General features: G+C 36.8%; 13 protein-coding genes. 6 read left to right on the top strand and 7 right to left on the bottom strand.

Annotation, left to right across the window (positions count from 1 at the left end):
* Positions 1-120: 120 nt before the first annotated feature.
* The 5 genes from B5D12_RS03450 (at position 121) to galT (ending at position 6443) form a co-directional block, all read left to right on the top strand.
* Entirely contained in the window at positions 121-1221 is a 1101-nt protein-coding gene (locus B5D12_RS03450) for a M24 family metallopeptidase (RefSeq protein WP_078755493.1), read from the top strand.
* A 243-nt stretch (positions 1222-1464) separates the two neighbouring features.
* The gene (locus B5D12_RS03445) at positions 1465-2460 is read left to right on the top strand and encodes a biotin--[acetyl-CoA-carboxylase] ligase (protein ID WP_078755492.1); all 996 of its coding nucleotides are present in this window, start codon (positions 1465-1467) and stop codon (positions 2458-2460) included.
* A 17-nt stretch (positions 2461-2477) separates the two neighbouring features.
* Positions 2478-3029 (top strand): biotin transporter BioY, encoded by a 552-nt coding sequence (locus B5D12_RS03440; RefSeq protein ID WP_078755491.1) that lies wholly within the window; start codon positions 2478-2480, stop codon positions 3027-3029.
* Positions 3030-3135: 106 nt separating this feature from the next.
* Positions 3136-4458 (top strand): metallophosphoesterase, encoded by a 1323-nt coding sequence (locus B5D12_RS03435; RefSeq protein WP_078755490.1) that lies wholly within the window; start codon positions 3136-3138, stop codon positions 4456-4458.
* 497 nt (positions 4459-4955) lie between these two features.
* The gene (gene galT, locus B5D12_RS03430; protein WP_078755550.1) at positions 4956-6443 is read left to right on the top strand and encodes a UDP-glucose--hexose-1-phosphate uridylyltransferase; all 1488 of its coding nucleotides are present in this window, start codon (positions 4956-4958) and stop codon (positions 6441-6443) included.
* 105 nt (positions 6444-6548) lie between these two features.
* Here the strand turns inward: galT and B5D12_RS03425 are convergent, their stop codons facing one another.
* Positions 6549-7400 (bottom strand): aldo/keto reductase, encoded by an 852-nt coding sequence (locus B5D12_RS03425; RefSeq protein WP_078755489.1) that lies wholly within the window; start codon positions 7398-7400, stop codon positions 6549-6551.
* A gap of 179 nt (positions 7401-7579) precedes the next feature.
* Between B5D12_RS03425 and B5D12_RS03420 the strand changes: the two genes are divergently transcribed.
* Positions 7580-8659 carry an iron-containing alcohol dehydrogenase family protein gene (locus B5D12_RS03420; RefSeq protein ID WP_159443847.1) on the top strand — a complete coding sequence of 360 codons (1080 nt, stop codon included), beginning with the start codon at positions 7580-7582 and terminating at the stop codon, positions 8657-8659.
* A 119-nt stretch (positions 8660-8778) separates the two neighbouring features.
* Here B5D12_RS03420 and B5D12_RS03415 read toward each other — a convergent pair whose 3' ends face one another.
* The 6 genes from B5D12_RS03415 to B5D12_RS03390 form a co-directional block, all read right to left on the bottom strand.
* Complete coding sequence (locus B5D12_RS03415; protein WP_078755487.1) at positions 8779-9315, bottom strand: LOG family protein; 537 nt, start codon at positions 9313-9315, stop codon at positions 8779-8781.
* A gap of 5 nt (positions 9316-9320) precedes the next feature.
* On the bottom strand, positions 9321-9902 hold the full coding sequence (locus B5D12_RS03410; RefSeq protein ID WP_066124337.1) for a xanthine phosphoribosyltransferase: 582 nt from the start codon (positions 9900-9902) through the stop codon (positions 9321-9323).
* A gap of 127 nt (positions 9903-10029) precedes the next feature.
* The gene (truA, locus tag B5D12_RS03405) at positions 10030-10806 is read right to left on the bottom strand and encodes a tRNA pseudouridine(38-40) synthase TruA (protein ID WP_078755486.1); all 777 of its coding nucleotides are present in this window, start codon (positions 10804-10806) and stop codon (positions 10030-10032) included.
* Between the two features lie 10 nt (positions 10807-10816).
* The gene (locus tag B5D12_RS03400; protein WP_078755485.1) at positions 10817-11620 is read right to left on the bottom strand and encodes an energy-coupling factor transporter transmembrane component T family protein; all 804 of its coding nucleotides are present in this window, start codon (positions 11618-11620) and stop codon (positions 10817-10819) included.
* On the bottom strand, positions 11613-12491 hold the full coding sequence (locus tag B5D12_RS03395) for an energy-coupling factor ABC transporter ATP-binding protein (RefSeq protein WP_078755484.1): 879 nt from the start codon (positions 12489-12491) through the stop codon (positions 11613-11615). The genes B5D12_RS03400 and B5D12_RS03395 overlap by 8 nt, the downstream gene beginning before the upstream one ends.
* Positions 12461-13300, bottom strand: a complete 840-nt coding sequence (locus B5D12_RS03390) for an energy-coupling factor ABC transporter ATP-binding protein (protein WP_078755483.1) — start codon at positions 13298-13300, stop codon at positions 12461-12463. The genes B5D12_RS03395 and B5D12_RS03390 overlap by 31 nt, the downstream gene beginning before the upstream one ends.
* Positions 13301-13423 lie beyond the last annotated feature (123 nt).

The raw sequence follows: 13423 nt of genomic DNA, 5'->3' as shown, positions 1-13423 counted from the left end.
GATGTTATCCGTCTCTAGTCTCAAATCTTTTAGTTTTAAGACCCTTCGACTGTTAAAACAATGAATGTTCCCCTTTTTTGTATTATAATAATCTCTATAATAAAAAAGGAGGTTTCCCCTATGCTTCATTATACACGCATTGAGAGCTTGAATAAAGCGATAAAGGAAAATCATTACACTGATTTAATAATTAGCAATCCAACGACAATAGCCTACTTAACCACCTATCAAAACTATGATCCCGGTGAGCGTTTATTTATTCTACACCTCAATGAAAAAGGGCATATCACCCTTTACCTCAACCGACTATTTCCAGAGCCATCCTCTCTTGCTATCGATTGTAATATCATTTGGTACCGTGATGGCGAAAACATTTTTGAAGAAATGGTCAAACATTTAAATAACAATGGCAAAATTGGTGTCGATAAAGATTGGCCGAGTCATTTCTTATTAAGCTTAATGGAACAAATGCCTCACGCTCAATTTAAGAATGGGAGTCCATTAAGTGATCGGCTACGTTCTATTAAATCGAATGAGGAGCAAGAAATGATGGCTGAAGCTTCTCGTTTGAACGATCACGCAATGGAATATCTCATTCAATTGGTGGCAAAAGGATTACCCGAGACTGAAATGGTTGCTTTATTAAAACAAAAATACCAGGAACTTAATTGTGATGGTTTTTCATTTGAACCTATTATTGCCTATGGCCCCAATGGCGCTGATCCTCATCACACCACGAATAATGACCAGCCTAAAATTGGCGATAGTGTCGTGATTGATATTGGAAGCTTTTATCAAGGCTATGCTAGTGATATGACTCGTACTGTTTTTTATGGCGAACCAAGTAAAAAAGCTCGTGAAATTTATGAACTAGTTAAAAAAGCCAACCTAGCGGCCATCAACCAAGTTAGACCCGGTGTCACTTTCGCCTCTATTGACCAAGCGGCCCGTAAAGTCATTGAAGAGGCAGGTTATGGTCAATACTTTACCCATCGAACTGGCCATAGTATCGGAATCGAAGTCCACGAACCGGGTGATGTGGGGGCTTTTAATCAAGATATCGTTGAAGTAGGCAATGTTTTCTCAATAGAGCCTGGTATCTATCTTCCCGGTGAATTAGGTGTTAGGATAGAAGACTTGGTCATTGTCACTGAAGAGGGCTGCCGTGTAATAAACAATGTCACTAAAGACCTCATCAGCTGTCAACCTTCACTCGCTTAATCTCTTATAAAAAAGTTACACTTCAATACTTAAGAAAACTTAAATCTTATGCGCTTGATAACGGATTATTTAATCGATACCGCTATTTAAACAATGACAAGCTTTATTGTCTATCGAAGTAATCCTGCTTACCCAAGCGTGTTTTTTTAATGTTTTTATGTCACCTGTTACGTTTATTGGGTTGACACAAAAAATGTTTTCGATTATTCTATCGTTATTAAGATAAAAAAGGAGTGAACCTCAATGTCAACACGACAAAAAGTGTTAGATTTTCTAATGGAGGCCGCACCTGAACCTATCTCTGGGCAGTTTATGGCTGATCATCTAGCATGTTCTCGAAATGCAATATGGAAAGCCATTGAACAATTACGCTCTGAAGGCTATCAAATTAATCAGCAAGGCCGAAAAGGATACGTTCTCGTTGATAGTGTCAATCACTTAGAATTAACTCAGCTAAAGCAACGTTTGGCGACGATTTGGCCCGAGTTAGCCATTACAATTGAAGAAAAGGTGAATTCAACTAATGACTTAGCTAAAATTCATGCCACTCAATCTCCCACGGTACCTGGATTATTTATTGCCACAGAACAGACAAAGGGGCGCGGGCGACATGGGCGTAGTTTTGTTTCATCTTTAGATCATGGTCTATATCTATCCTTAGTTTTTACCCCCAAAGTAGATTCTTTAAATGATATTACTTTGTATACCACACTTGCTGCTGCTGCCATGACCAAAGCAATCAGTCATTATACTGCTAGTCCTCTTGAAATCAAATGGGTCAATGACTTATTTTATCAAAATAAAAAAGTAGCAGGGATTCTATGTGAGTCGATGATTGATATAGAGTCACATCAAGTAAGTTCCATTATTATAGGAATTGGATTAAATTTAGCCGGCAACTTCGAACAGGAATCTGAAGAAATCAAACAAGTTGCCGGAACAATTTTCGGTGATGCTATCCCACCAAATTTTAATTATAATCAGATGTTAGCTCTGTTTATTGAGTACTTTTGTGAATATGAACAAAACATAGATAAACGGGAACATCTTGACTATTATCAAGAACGTTTGTTGGGACTGAATCAGAAGGTATCTTACCTACAAAATGGTCAAACACAAAGCGCGATTATTCGGGGAATCGATAAGGATGGCCATCTATTAGTCGAACATGATAATCGCAACATAGAAGCTTTATTCGGATCTGAAATTCATTTTTCTAGTACACAATTTAGTAAGTAAAAAAAGGAGTTATTTTTATGAAAACAAGAGATATTACTTTAATGGCTGTTATGTTAGCTCTATTAATTATTTGTTCCCAAATTTCAATTCCAATGTGGCCAGTAGCCATCACTTTACAAACATTCGCCGTATTATTAATCGGTATGCTTTTAAAACCCCAAGAAGCTTTAATTGTCACCACATTTTATACGATTTTAGGATTAGTTGGGTTGCCCGTTTTTAGTGGTTTTTCTGGTGGGATTAATAGCTTTTTATCACCATCATTTGGCTTTATTGTCAGCTTTATTCCGGCTTCGCATGTCACTTCATTGTTATCACGTAAATCAAACAGTTCATTAAAACAATTCATCATCGCAGGCATTGTAGCAACGATTGTGATATATGCGATTGGAGTACCTTACCTAGGCTTCATCCTCAATCTAGTTCTTAATTTATCTAAATCTGTTGCTCAAATTATGCAAATCGGTATGACACCATTTTTAATCGGTGATTCAATTAAATTAATCTTCGCTAGTTTAGTCGCTGTCAGATTAACTAAAATTGTGAGATTAAATTATAGACCACTATAATCCGGCCATTTTTATTAGCATTCAAATCGAACCTTCTTCATCATACGATGGCGAAGGTTTTTTTATGATACAATAATTGAAAATAATTCACTATGAGGAGAATTGTATGAAAAACATTATATACTGGCTTTGTTGGGCCTGGTCCATACTATTATTCATTCCAGTAACCATTGATGCCACCAACAACGAGCTAGTTGCTTGGGTCATTACGGACTTACACTACTTGTCTGAGAGTCTGCATGATAAGGACGGTGAAGCTTATCAACATATAAAAAAAACGGGTGCCGGAAAAGACTTTGATTATGGTGCTGAACGTATGCAAGCTCTAACCCAAGAAATTACTCAAGAAAAACCAGATGTTCTTATCATTTCAGGTGATCTCACCTTAAATGGGGAATACCAAAGCATGCTCGACCTAGCCGAATATTTTAGAAATATAGAAGCATTAGGTACCGACGTGTTTGTCATTCCTGGCAATCACGATATCGCAAGTGGTTGGGCCCGTGAATTTAAAGGAGAATCCTTTATCAAAACAAGGCAAGTCTTGGATCACGAATTTGCAACGATATTTGATGAGTTTGGCTATCAAGAAGCTATTAACCGCGATTCAGATAGCCTAAGCTATGTAGCCGCTCTTAACCATAACTACTGGCTACTGATGCTTGATAGTAATCTATATAGTGATGTTGAAGGGGTTGGCGCTCCTAAAATCAATGGCTTACTTAGCCAAACGACTCTCCAATGGATTGATAATATTTTTCAACTAGCACAAAACAAAAACAAGCGCATCATTCCCGTGATTCATCATAATACCATTACACATTATCAAGCTTTAGACAGTAAGTATACTTTAGACAATGCCGATGAATTACGTGATATCTTATTTAAATATGGTACTCCCTTTACCTTAAGTGGGCATATTCATACTCAACATTATGCGACGATAGAGTCCGCTAATCACGAACTACTGACCGATATTGTAACGGGGGCATTTGCTTCATATCCATCCTACATCGGGAAAATAACCTTTACAAATAATGCGATTACTTACAAAGCAGAACCCTTAGCGATGACTGATTATGCTATTACCAACTCCATTATCAACCCGCAATTACGAGATTATTCAAACTACATGAAACATTTATTCGACGATAGTAGTCACAAAATGGCCTATGGCGAAATGATTGAAGGCGGTTGGTATCAAAAAAATGATCCACTATTAGAAGAAGTGGCACAATATGTCGCAGCACTTAATTTAGCTTTTTTTGCAGGAAAACCAATCAATACTTTGGATTTACAAGACATTCCAAACATCGAAAAAATTCAACAGCTTATCGATGATAATGCAGCAAGTTTTTTCAAAGACTATCTTAAAATGATTCTCGATAATCAAACGGACTACACCAAAATACGTAATATACATTGGTAATCAACAGAGACATTTTCGAAATTTGCTGAACGCTCACAATTCGACTTTCAAAGAGGCTGGACAAAAACTTTGAAATTCTGTTCAGGCATATCCATTTAATTCAAAGCGCAGTGGTTGAGTGGTCTCAAACTGCGTCTTAACGTGGTTAGGCATAAACGTGATAAACTCAATCAAGTTATTGTTATTAAATTAAAAGCGCAGTGGTTGAGTGGTCTCAAACTGCGTCTTAACGACTTGTTTGAGGCCTACTCAACTGTGCGGGGGTAGGCCGACGAAGCGAAAATCATTCGATTTTCTACTTCTGGTCTACTCCCAACTGTGCGGGGGTAGGCCGACGAAGCGAAAATCATTCGATTTTCTACTTCTGGTCTACTCCCAACTGTGCGGCGGTGGACAGACGAAGCGAAAATCATTCAATTTTCTACTTCTTGCCCACTCCCAAGGTAAACGGTATAATAACATTGTAGGTAAAAATTTTTAGGAGGCTGCATATGCAAATTAACATTTCATCCGTCATCCGAGCTTTTGTCAATAGCGCCATTGAACAAGGTTGGGTTGATTCTTTAGACCGGATATACACCACTAATCGACTGATGTCTCTCATTCAAATCAATGAATTAGAAGAAGGTGTAAGTGATTCTAATGACTTACTTTCCTTAATGGATCAATTAACTCAATATGCCATTGAGCAGGGTATCATAGAAAATATCAGTTATCAACGAGAACAATTCGAAGCAGCTGTAATGGATTTATTGACACCGTCTCCCTCACAACTTAACAATAAGTTTTGGGAGTTATATCAAAATAATCCTGCGGATGCAACGGATTATTTTTATGAACTCTCTAAAAGTAATGACTATATTAAAACTCGAAACATTGCCAAGAATATCCAATTTAACGCACCATACAAAAATTATGGCAATTTAGATATTACCATTAACCTTTCGAAACCTGAGAAAGATCCAAAAGAAATTGCTTTAGCAAAAAATGCTAAACAATCTAATTATCCTTTATGTTTACTTTGTATGGAAAACGAAGGGTATCAAGGGCGAAATAATCACCCAGCCAGACAGCAACATCGTCTTGTTCGCTTAAATTTGAATGATCGTCACTATGGAATGCAATACTCGCCATATGTTTATTACAATGAACATAGTATTTTTTTAAGTGAAGATCATACCCCTATGAAAATCGACCGCAAAGCGATGGACAATTTATTAGCGATTGTTGAACAGTTACCACACTATTTTGCTGGTTCAAATGCTGACTTACCAATTGTAGGGGGATCAATTTTAGCCCATGACCATTATCAAGGTGGGCGTTATACCTTCCCTATGGAAAAAGCGAATGCCTATCAAACAATTAAATTGAACGCTTTTCCTTCCTTAAAAGTGGAATTAGTTGAATGGCCAATGTCCGTTATTCGTTTAAATGGTGCTAATCGTGAAGAAGTCGCAACTGCTGGGGAAGCATTACTTAACTTTTGGCGAAATTATTCTGATGAATCAGTAGATGTTCTTGCTTATACAGACGATACACCCCATAACACTGTAACGCCTGTGGCTCGTCGTCGTAATACTAATTTTGAATTGGATATTGTCTTACGTAATAATCGAACTAACGAAGCACATCCGGATGGAATCTTCCACCCACATCAAGACGTCCAACATATCAAGAAAGAAAACATCGGACTAATAGAAGTGATGGGCTTAGCGATCTTACCGCCTCGTTTAGTCAATGAAATCGATATTATCAAAGCTTATTTATTAAACCAGGCAGACTTGAATCAAGTGGCTGAATATCACCAAACATGGGCAAAAGAATTAAAAAACAAAGAATATGATGAAACCACGATTGACCGCTTTATCGAACAAGCAATCACCAACAAATTTGGACGTGTGCTTGAAGATGCAGGTGTCTTTAAACAAGATGAATATGGGCGTCAAGCCATGCTACGTTTTATCGATGCCTTTAATCAACAATAATTATCACTGAAATAAGACGCATACTATGATGAAAACTTTAAGCCAGTATCTTTTTATCTAGCTTATGAATTCAAAATAGTATGCGTCTTTTGCTTTTAAATTATATTAGAATGTCGCGCTATCGGGATCAGTCGCACCACTCATTCCCGTAAGATTTTGTAATACTAAGGAATCTTCTTCAGAAATCTCAATGCCTTCTAATTCGAGATTTGATTGAATATTTTTGGGATTAGTCGATCGTGGTAAAGGGATACAACCGCGGTCAATAACCCAACGTAAGGCTAATTGTGCTGCCGTACAATCATATTTTTTAGCCATTTCTAGCACTGTTTCATGACTAAATAGTTCACCCGCACCTAATGGACTATAAGCTTCTAATTCAATCTCATGTTGACGACAATAGTTAATTAATGCCTCAGGATAACAACCTGGTGCAATTTTAATTTGGTTTAATACCGGTTTAATACGCGCTGTTTTCAATAATTCTTCAATATGGTGCTCTAAGAAGTTAGAGATACCAATTGAACGAATTTTACCTGCCTCTACTAAATCTTCTAACGCACGCCAAGTCTCTGCGTTCGCTTCCTTCCACGCATTCTCACCTTTATCACGAACAGATTTTGGATTTGGCCAATGAATCAAAACTAAATCTAAATAATCCGTTTTCAGCTTTTCCAAAGACGCTTCGATTGAACGTGTAGTATTATCGTAGCCTCTTACAGTATTGACTACTTTTGTGGTTACATATAATTGCTGACGATCAATGCCACTATCTAAAATAGCTTGCCCGACACTTGATTCATTTTGATACCCTTGTGCTGTGTCAATATGGCGATAACCTACTTCTAAAGCATATTTGACAGCATTATACGCTTGTTCGCCTTCTTCTAAGCGCCAAGTACCAAAGCCAATCATCGGAATCTTTGTCCCATTGTTTAAAGATAATTCTTTTTTCATCTGAACCCTCCTAAATATTAACGTTGTTAACTATATCATACAATAGATATTCTCTAAATGACAATATTTTATCTTCTATTTTTCATTTGAAATCTTGTACTCACTATGATAGATTAGATATTGATTAAAATAATATGAGAGTATGTTTATTTATACTTTTTTTAGAAAGAAGAATGTGTATGGAATTATCTGAAATAACCCGTCCAGGTGTTGGACAATATATCAGTCAACCGGGAGCTTTAACTTTTTTAGACAGCTCCATTCAATTGTTTAAACAACCTTTAATTATTACTGGTGATAAAGCTTACCATGCTTTTAATAAATTTTACCCTCAAGGTCGTCGCTACTCTGTTTTATTCTATGACCAGAGTGCTTCCCATGAAAACATTGAAAGTTTAGTAAACAATGCCCCTTCAGGTACCGATCTTATTATTGGAGTCGGTGGTGGTAAAGCACTTGATACAGCAAAAGGCGTTGCTAACAAACTTCAAGTGGAGTATGTAATGATTCCAACAGTTCTAGGAACCTGTGCAGCCTGTACACCATTAAGTGTTATTTATCACCCTGATCATACCTTTAAAACCGTTGACTACTACCCCAAAGCTGCTTTCTTAACGATTGTCGATACAGATTTATTAATAGAATCGCCACTAAAGTATTTACAAAGTGGCATCGGCGATACCCTCGCAAAATGGTATGAAGCCATTGCCTTAGCAGAAAAATTACCGTTACCTTGGTCCACTAGCATTGCCCTTGGTCTTAGTAGCGCTCAATTATCTAGGGAAACTTTGTTAAATGATGGTGCTAAAGCGATTGAAAGTATACAATCTAAACAATTATCAGATGCGTTTCAACGAATCGTGGATACTATATTTTTAATCGCTGCCAGTGTAGGTGGCTTTGCTGGGTCATATGGACGAATCGCAGGGGCTCATGCTGTTCATAATGGTCTCACACTCCTACCTGAAACGGCTTCAATTGAACACGGAGTCAAAGTAGCTTATGGTATTTTGGTACAAATTGCTACATTAGGTAATCGCGAAGAACTGAATACCCTCTTACCCTTTTACCACGTCAATCATTTTCCAACTACTTTAAAACAACTTGGTGTGACGGAAGATTTACCTAACAAAATTAGTCAAGTTGCCACCTATGCCGCTTCAAATAATGAGAGTTTTATTTTAGCTAAACCAGATCTGACAGCAGATGATATTATAAAGGGGATGACCTATTTAGAGAATTTAGCGTCTCGTACTTAAACACAAGTATTTTCATCGCTAAAACAAAAGTGGACTTAACCAATAGTCTTAGTAACCCTAGCAAAAGCCTTTAACTTGTGCTGGTTCATTACCACAACTCATGATTAAGTCCCTCTTTATTAATGTTGTTCAATTAACAGTTCTAATTCACCAATGCTTTCAACAAAATGAATCTTTTGTCGTTCTTTAACGGTCATGAAGCCTTCCTTAACCATCGTATCAAAAAATATTTCTAAATGATTGTAGTAACCATGAATATTCATTAAATAGCACTCTTTGTTAATAAGATTTAGACGAATTAAACTGATGACCTCAGTAATTTCTTCTAGTGTGCCAGGTCCTCCCGGTAAAGCGACAAAAGCTTCTCCTAATTCAATCATCTTTATTTTTCTTTCAGACATGGTGTCTACTTCAATAAATTCGGTCAAATTAATATTGGCTACTTCTTTATTGATTAGAAAACTGGGCATAATCCCGATTGCTTGACCACCAGTGTTGATAACGCTATTCGCTAGTACTCCCATCAACCCTTTATTGCCTCCGCCATAAATTAATTGATGTTGATGCATGGCAATAAAACGCCCCAAATCACGAGCAAATTCTTCATAAATTGACTGATTACCAAAATTAGAGCCACAGTACACTGTAATATTCATCGCAATTAATTTCCTTCCAAAAATTCAATTTGTTGATCTTCTAAAGAGCCGATACGACAAACTGAAAAGACCTCTAATCCTTTATCCATTAATTTTTGACGTCCATTTTGGAATGATTTTTCGATACAAATACCAACGCCAGCTACTTGGGCCCCCGCTTGCTCTACTAAATCAACTAAACCAAGCGCTGCTTCGCCATTGGCAAGGAAATCATCAATAATCAATACGCGATCATTTTCGTTAATATATTTTTTTGAGATGATGACACGATTGGTCACATTTTTGGTATAGCTATAAACATTGGTCTCATAAAAATCTTTATTTCCTAATGTTGATGGTTGTGTTTTTTTAGCGAATAACATCGGAACTTTAAAGTGTGCAGCCGTAATAATAGCCGGTGCAATCCCAGATGCTTCAATTGTTAGTACTTTGGTGATACCTTCTTGACGAAAATGATAATAGAAATCAATCGCAATTTCTTGCATGATTTCCGGATCAATTTGATGATTCATAAACGAATCTACTTTAATTACATTATTTGGTAAAATTATGCCATCTTTTAAGATGCGCTCTTTTAAATAACTCATTAATAACCCTCCATTTTTTAACATATCTATTATACCGAACCTTATCAACGATGCTATCATTTTTTATATATTTTAATATAAAAAAAGAGGAACGTTCGTCCTCTTCTAAAATTCAAAGCTCTTATTATCATTGCTTTTTAAATGGATCCTCTTGATACTCTACTCGCATCATATAAAGTCCTTGTGGTGGAGCAGTCGGTCCTGCTTGATTTCGATCTTTAACTGAAAGTAATCTTTGTAATTCGTCGACCGGTTTCAAACCATCACCAATTTGTAATAAGGTACCCACTAAAATACGAATCATATTATATAAGAAGCCATCTCCGTAAAAGCGAAAAACCAGTTCATTTTGCTTTGTATCTAAATTTACTTCCGCTTCATAGATCGTTCTAACTTTATATTCTTTGTCTGTTTTAGTTGAACAAAAACTGGTAAAGTCATGTTTTCCGACAATTGTTTGAATCGCTTCTTGCATCACCTCTAAATTAAATCGATAGGGATGGTGAGTGGTATATAGGCGTTTAAATGGATCAGGGAAACGATTAATATCTACGCGATAACAATATTCTTTCGCCGTTGCCATATAGCGAACATGAAAATCATCCGCCACCTGATTAGCATCAATCACACGAATAGAATCGTCTAAAATACTATTCAACGCCCGGATAAGCGCATCGGGTGCGATATTAGCTGGATAATCGAAAGAAACGACTTGTCCAAGTGCATGTACACCAGCATCTGTTCGACCAGCGCTAGATGTAGGAATATGCTCTCCCTTCGGCAATTTCGCCATCAATCTCAACGCTTTTTCTAATTCCTCTTGAATCGTATTGCCATTCGGTTGAATTTGATAACCAGCATAACCGGTCCCATCATATTGAATTTTAATGATATATTTCGGCATGCTAGTCCCCTTATAGATAAATTCTAATCAAGAATAATAGCGCAGTAACCACGATAAATGCCAATACCGCAATCAGATCATTACGCGTATACTCTAAGTGTCGGAATTTTGTTCGACCTTCACCACCACGATACCCTCTCGCTTCCATCGCAATCGCCATTTCCTCTGCACGATTGAATGCAGAAACAAATAATGGAACTAAAATAGGTATAATCGCCTTCATGCGATCGACAAATCCACCTTGATCAAATTCTACCCCTCTTGATCGTTGGGCATTCATAATTTTTTGAGCTTCATCAATTAAAGTAGGCACATATCTTAAGGCAATCGATAACATAAGCGCAATCTCATGTGATGGAAAACCAAAGCGGGATAAAGGTCTTAGTAAATGCTCAATACCATCGGTCAATTCAAGCGGTGCCGTCGTTAAAGTTAAAATCGTTGACATCATAATAATGAGCACTAGACGCATAAAGATATAAAACGAATTTAATAAGCCTAAGGAGGTGACCGTGAAAGGTCCCCATTTGAAATAAACTTCTCCACCAGTGGTAAAAATCATTTGAAACACTACTGTAAATACAATGATCCACAACATTGGTTTTACTCCATTAATAAAAACGGATAATTTAATCCCAGTTAACGATATGGTTAATAATGTAAATAATAATAACAATAAATAGCCCCAAATATTGTTGGCCAGGAAAATAATGGCAATAAAATAAAAACTTCCTAAAAGTTTCGTTCTAGGGTCTAAACGATGAATCCAGGAATCGGATTGAATATATCTCCCTAATAATAATTTATCAAGCATCTTTATTCTCCGCCTCCTTCATCTCAATTAAAACATCCACTAATTCCTCTACACTTAAAGGATGAACCTCATAATCAACCCCTAAATGTTCCTCAATTTTTTTAATGAAGGACATGGTTTGAGGTAACCCCAATTGAAATTCATCTAACCAGGCTTCATCTTCAAATATTTCTCTTGGCGTTCCTTGACGAATGACATGCCCTTTATTTAAGACAATCACGTGCTCAGCATATTTTACAACATCTTCCATATGATGCGTGACCATCACCATGGTTAAAGACTGTTCTTTTTGCAAACCAACAAACATCTCGAGCATATCGAAATGTCCTTGAGGATCTAGTCCTGCGGTCGGTTCATCTAACACTAGAATTTCCGGCTCTAATGCTAGCACACCCGCAATTGCAACACGACGCATTTGTCCTCCGGACAAATCGAATGGCGAGCGCTCAAATAAATTTTCATTTAAACCGACTAATGTCAATTTTTCACGAGCAATCGACTCAGCTTCTGCCTCTGTCGCACCAAAATTTAAAGGACCGAACATCACGTCCTTTAAAACGGTCTCCTCAAAAAGTTGCGCTTCTGGAAATTGAAAAACAACCCCCACTTTTTTACGTAAGGCTTTTAATGATTGATGTTTCGAATCAGCTGTTACTCGTTCACCAGCAATTGTCACTGCCCCTTCTGTTGGTCTAACTAGAACATTCAAATGTTGCAATAAGGTAGACTTCCCAGAACCTGTATGTCCAACAATAGCCGTAATTTTATTGGCTGGTATTTCTAAACTAATATTATGTAATGCCGTGTATTCAAATGGCGTATTAGCATTATAGGTGTAACTTACTTGGTCAAATACGATGTTGTTAGCCATTCAAATAACTCCTCTTCTGATAAATACTCTTTTGGCACTTCAATTCCTCTTCGTTCTAACTCCATATGAATTTTTTGAGCAAAAGGAATATCTAAGCCCATTTTGATAAGCTCATCACCTAAAATAAAAATATTATACGGGTCATCCTGACGAACTAGTTTTCCTTGGTTCATAACAATAATACGATCCGCATTACTAGCTTCATCGATATCATGAGTTATCGAAATCACCGTTAGATTATATTTCTCTTTAATAGCTTTCACTGCTGCAATGACTTCTTTGCGTCCTACTGGATCTAACATCGCTGTCGCTTCATCCAATATAATAACCTCAGGTCTTAAAGCTAATACACCAGCAATGGCGACTCTTTGTTTTTGTCCTCCAGAAAGACGAGCAGGCTCGCTTTTTTTGTACTCTGTCATTCGAACTTGTTCCAAAGCCTCTTCGATACGTGCAATCATTTCATCACGTTCTACTCCATGATTTTCTAGCCCGAATGCAACATCATCTTCAACAGTTGCCCCAACAAATTGATTATCTGGATTTTGAAAAACCATTCCTACTAATCTTCTAATATTCCAAACTGATTCTTCGTTTAATAAAAGCGAATTGATATAAACTTCCCCAGCTTCAGGAACTAACAATCCATTAATTACTTTAGCAAGTGTAGATTTCCCTGAACCATTTGGTCCAATGATAGCTACCCATTCATTTTTATTGATAGATAAAGATACATTGTTTAGAGCGAGTTGTTCACTTTCAAAATAGCGAAAAGTTAAATCTTTTACTTCGATAACCTTTTCAGTCATATTTGTTGCTCCTTTACTTTGTCATTTTCATAATGCCTATTATATCATATAATGATTATCCTTAGGGAATTTTGTACTTTTTTATCAGAAAAAGGTAATAAAAAAAGCGGAAAAATTCCGCAA

This window comes from Globicatella sulfidifaciens DSM 15739, from assembly GCF_900167405.1.
Classification (GTDB): Bacteria; Bacillota; Bacilli; order Lactobacillales; family Aerococcaceae; genus Globicatella; species Globicatella sulfidifaciens.
Note: the sequence above shows the minus strand (reverse complement) of the source record. Positions and strands in the feature narration are given on the sequence as shown.

Excerpts from the sequence above, each read along its gene's own strand:
- B5D12_RS03450 (WP_078755493.1), top strand. The coding sequence starts at position 121 with ATGCTTCATTATACACGCATTGAGAGCTTGAATAAAGCGATAAAGGAA.
- B5D12_RS03445 (WP_078755492.1), top strand. The coding sequence starts at position 1,465 with ATGTCAACACGACAAAAAGTGTTAGATTTTCTAATGGAGGCCGCACCT.
- B5D12_RS03440 (WP_078755491.1), top strand. The coding sequence starts at position 2,478 with ATGAAAACAAGAGATATTACTTTAATGGCTGTTATGTTAGCTCTATTA.
- B5D12_RS03435 (WP_078755490.1), top strand. The coding sequence starts at position 3,136 with ATGAAAAACATTATATACTGGCTTTGTTGGGCCTGGTCCATACTATTA.
- B5D12_RS03425 (WP_078755489.1), bottom strand. The coding sequence starts at position 7,400 with ATGAAAAAAGAATTATCTTTAAACAATGGGACAAAGATTCCGATGATT.
- B5D12_RS03420 (WP_159443847.1), top strand. The coding sequence starts at position 7,580 with ATGGAATTATCTGAAATAACCCGTCCAGGTGTTGGACAATATATCAGT.
- B5D12_RS03415 (WP_078755487.1), bottom strand. The coding sequence starts at position 9,315 with ATGAATATTACAGTGTACTGTGGCTCTAATTTTGGTAATCAGTCAATT.
- B5D12_RS03410 (WP_066124337.1), bottom strand. The coding sequence starts at position 9,902 with ATGAGTTATTTAAAAGAGCGCATCTTAAAAGATGGCATAATTTTACCA.
- truA (WP_078755486.1), bottom strand. The coding sequence starts at position 10,806 with ATGCCGAAATATATCATTAAAATTCAATATGATGGGACCGGTTATGCT.
- B5D12_RS03400 (WP_078755485.1), bottom strand. The coding sequence starts at position 11,620 with ATGCTTGATAAATTATTATTAGGGAGATATATTCAATCCGATTCCTGG.
- B5D12_RS03395 (WP_078755484.1), bottom strand. The coding sequence starts at position 12,491 with ATGGCTAACAACATCGTATTTGACCAAGTAAGTTACACCTATAATGCT.
- B5D12_RS03390 (WP_078755483.1), bottom strand. The coding sequence starts at position 13,300 with ATGACTGAAAAGGTTATCGAAGTAAAAGATTTAACTTTTCGCTATTTT.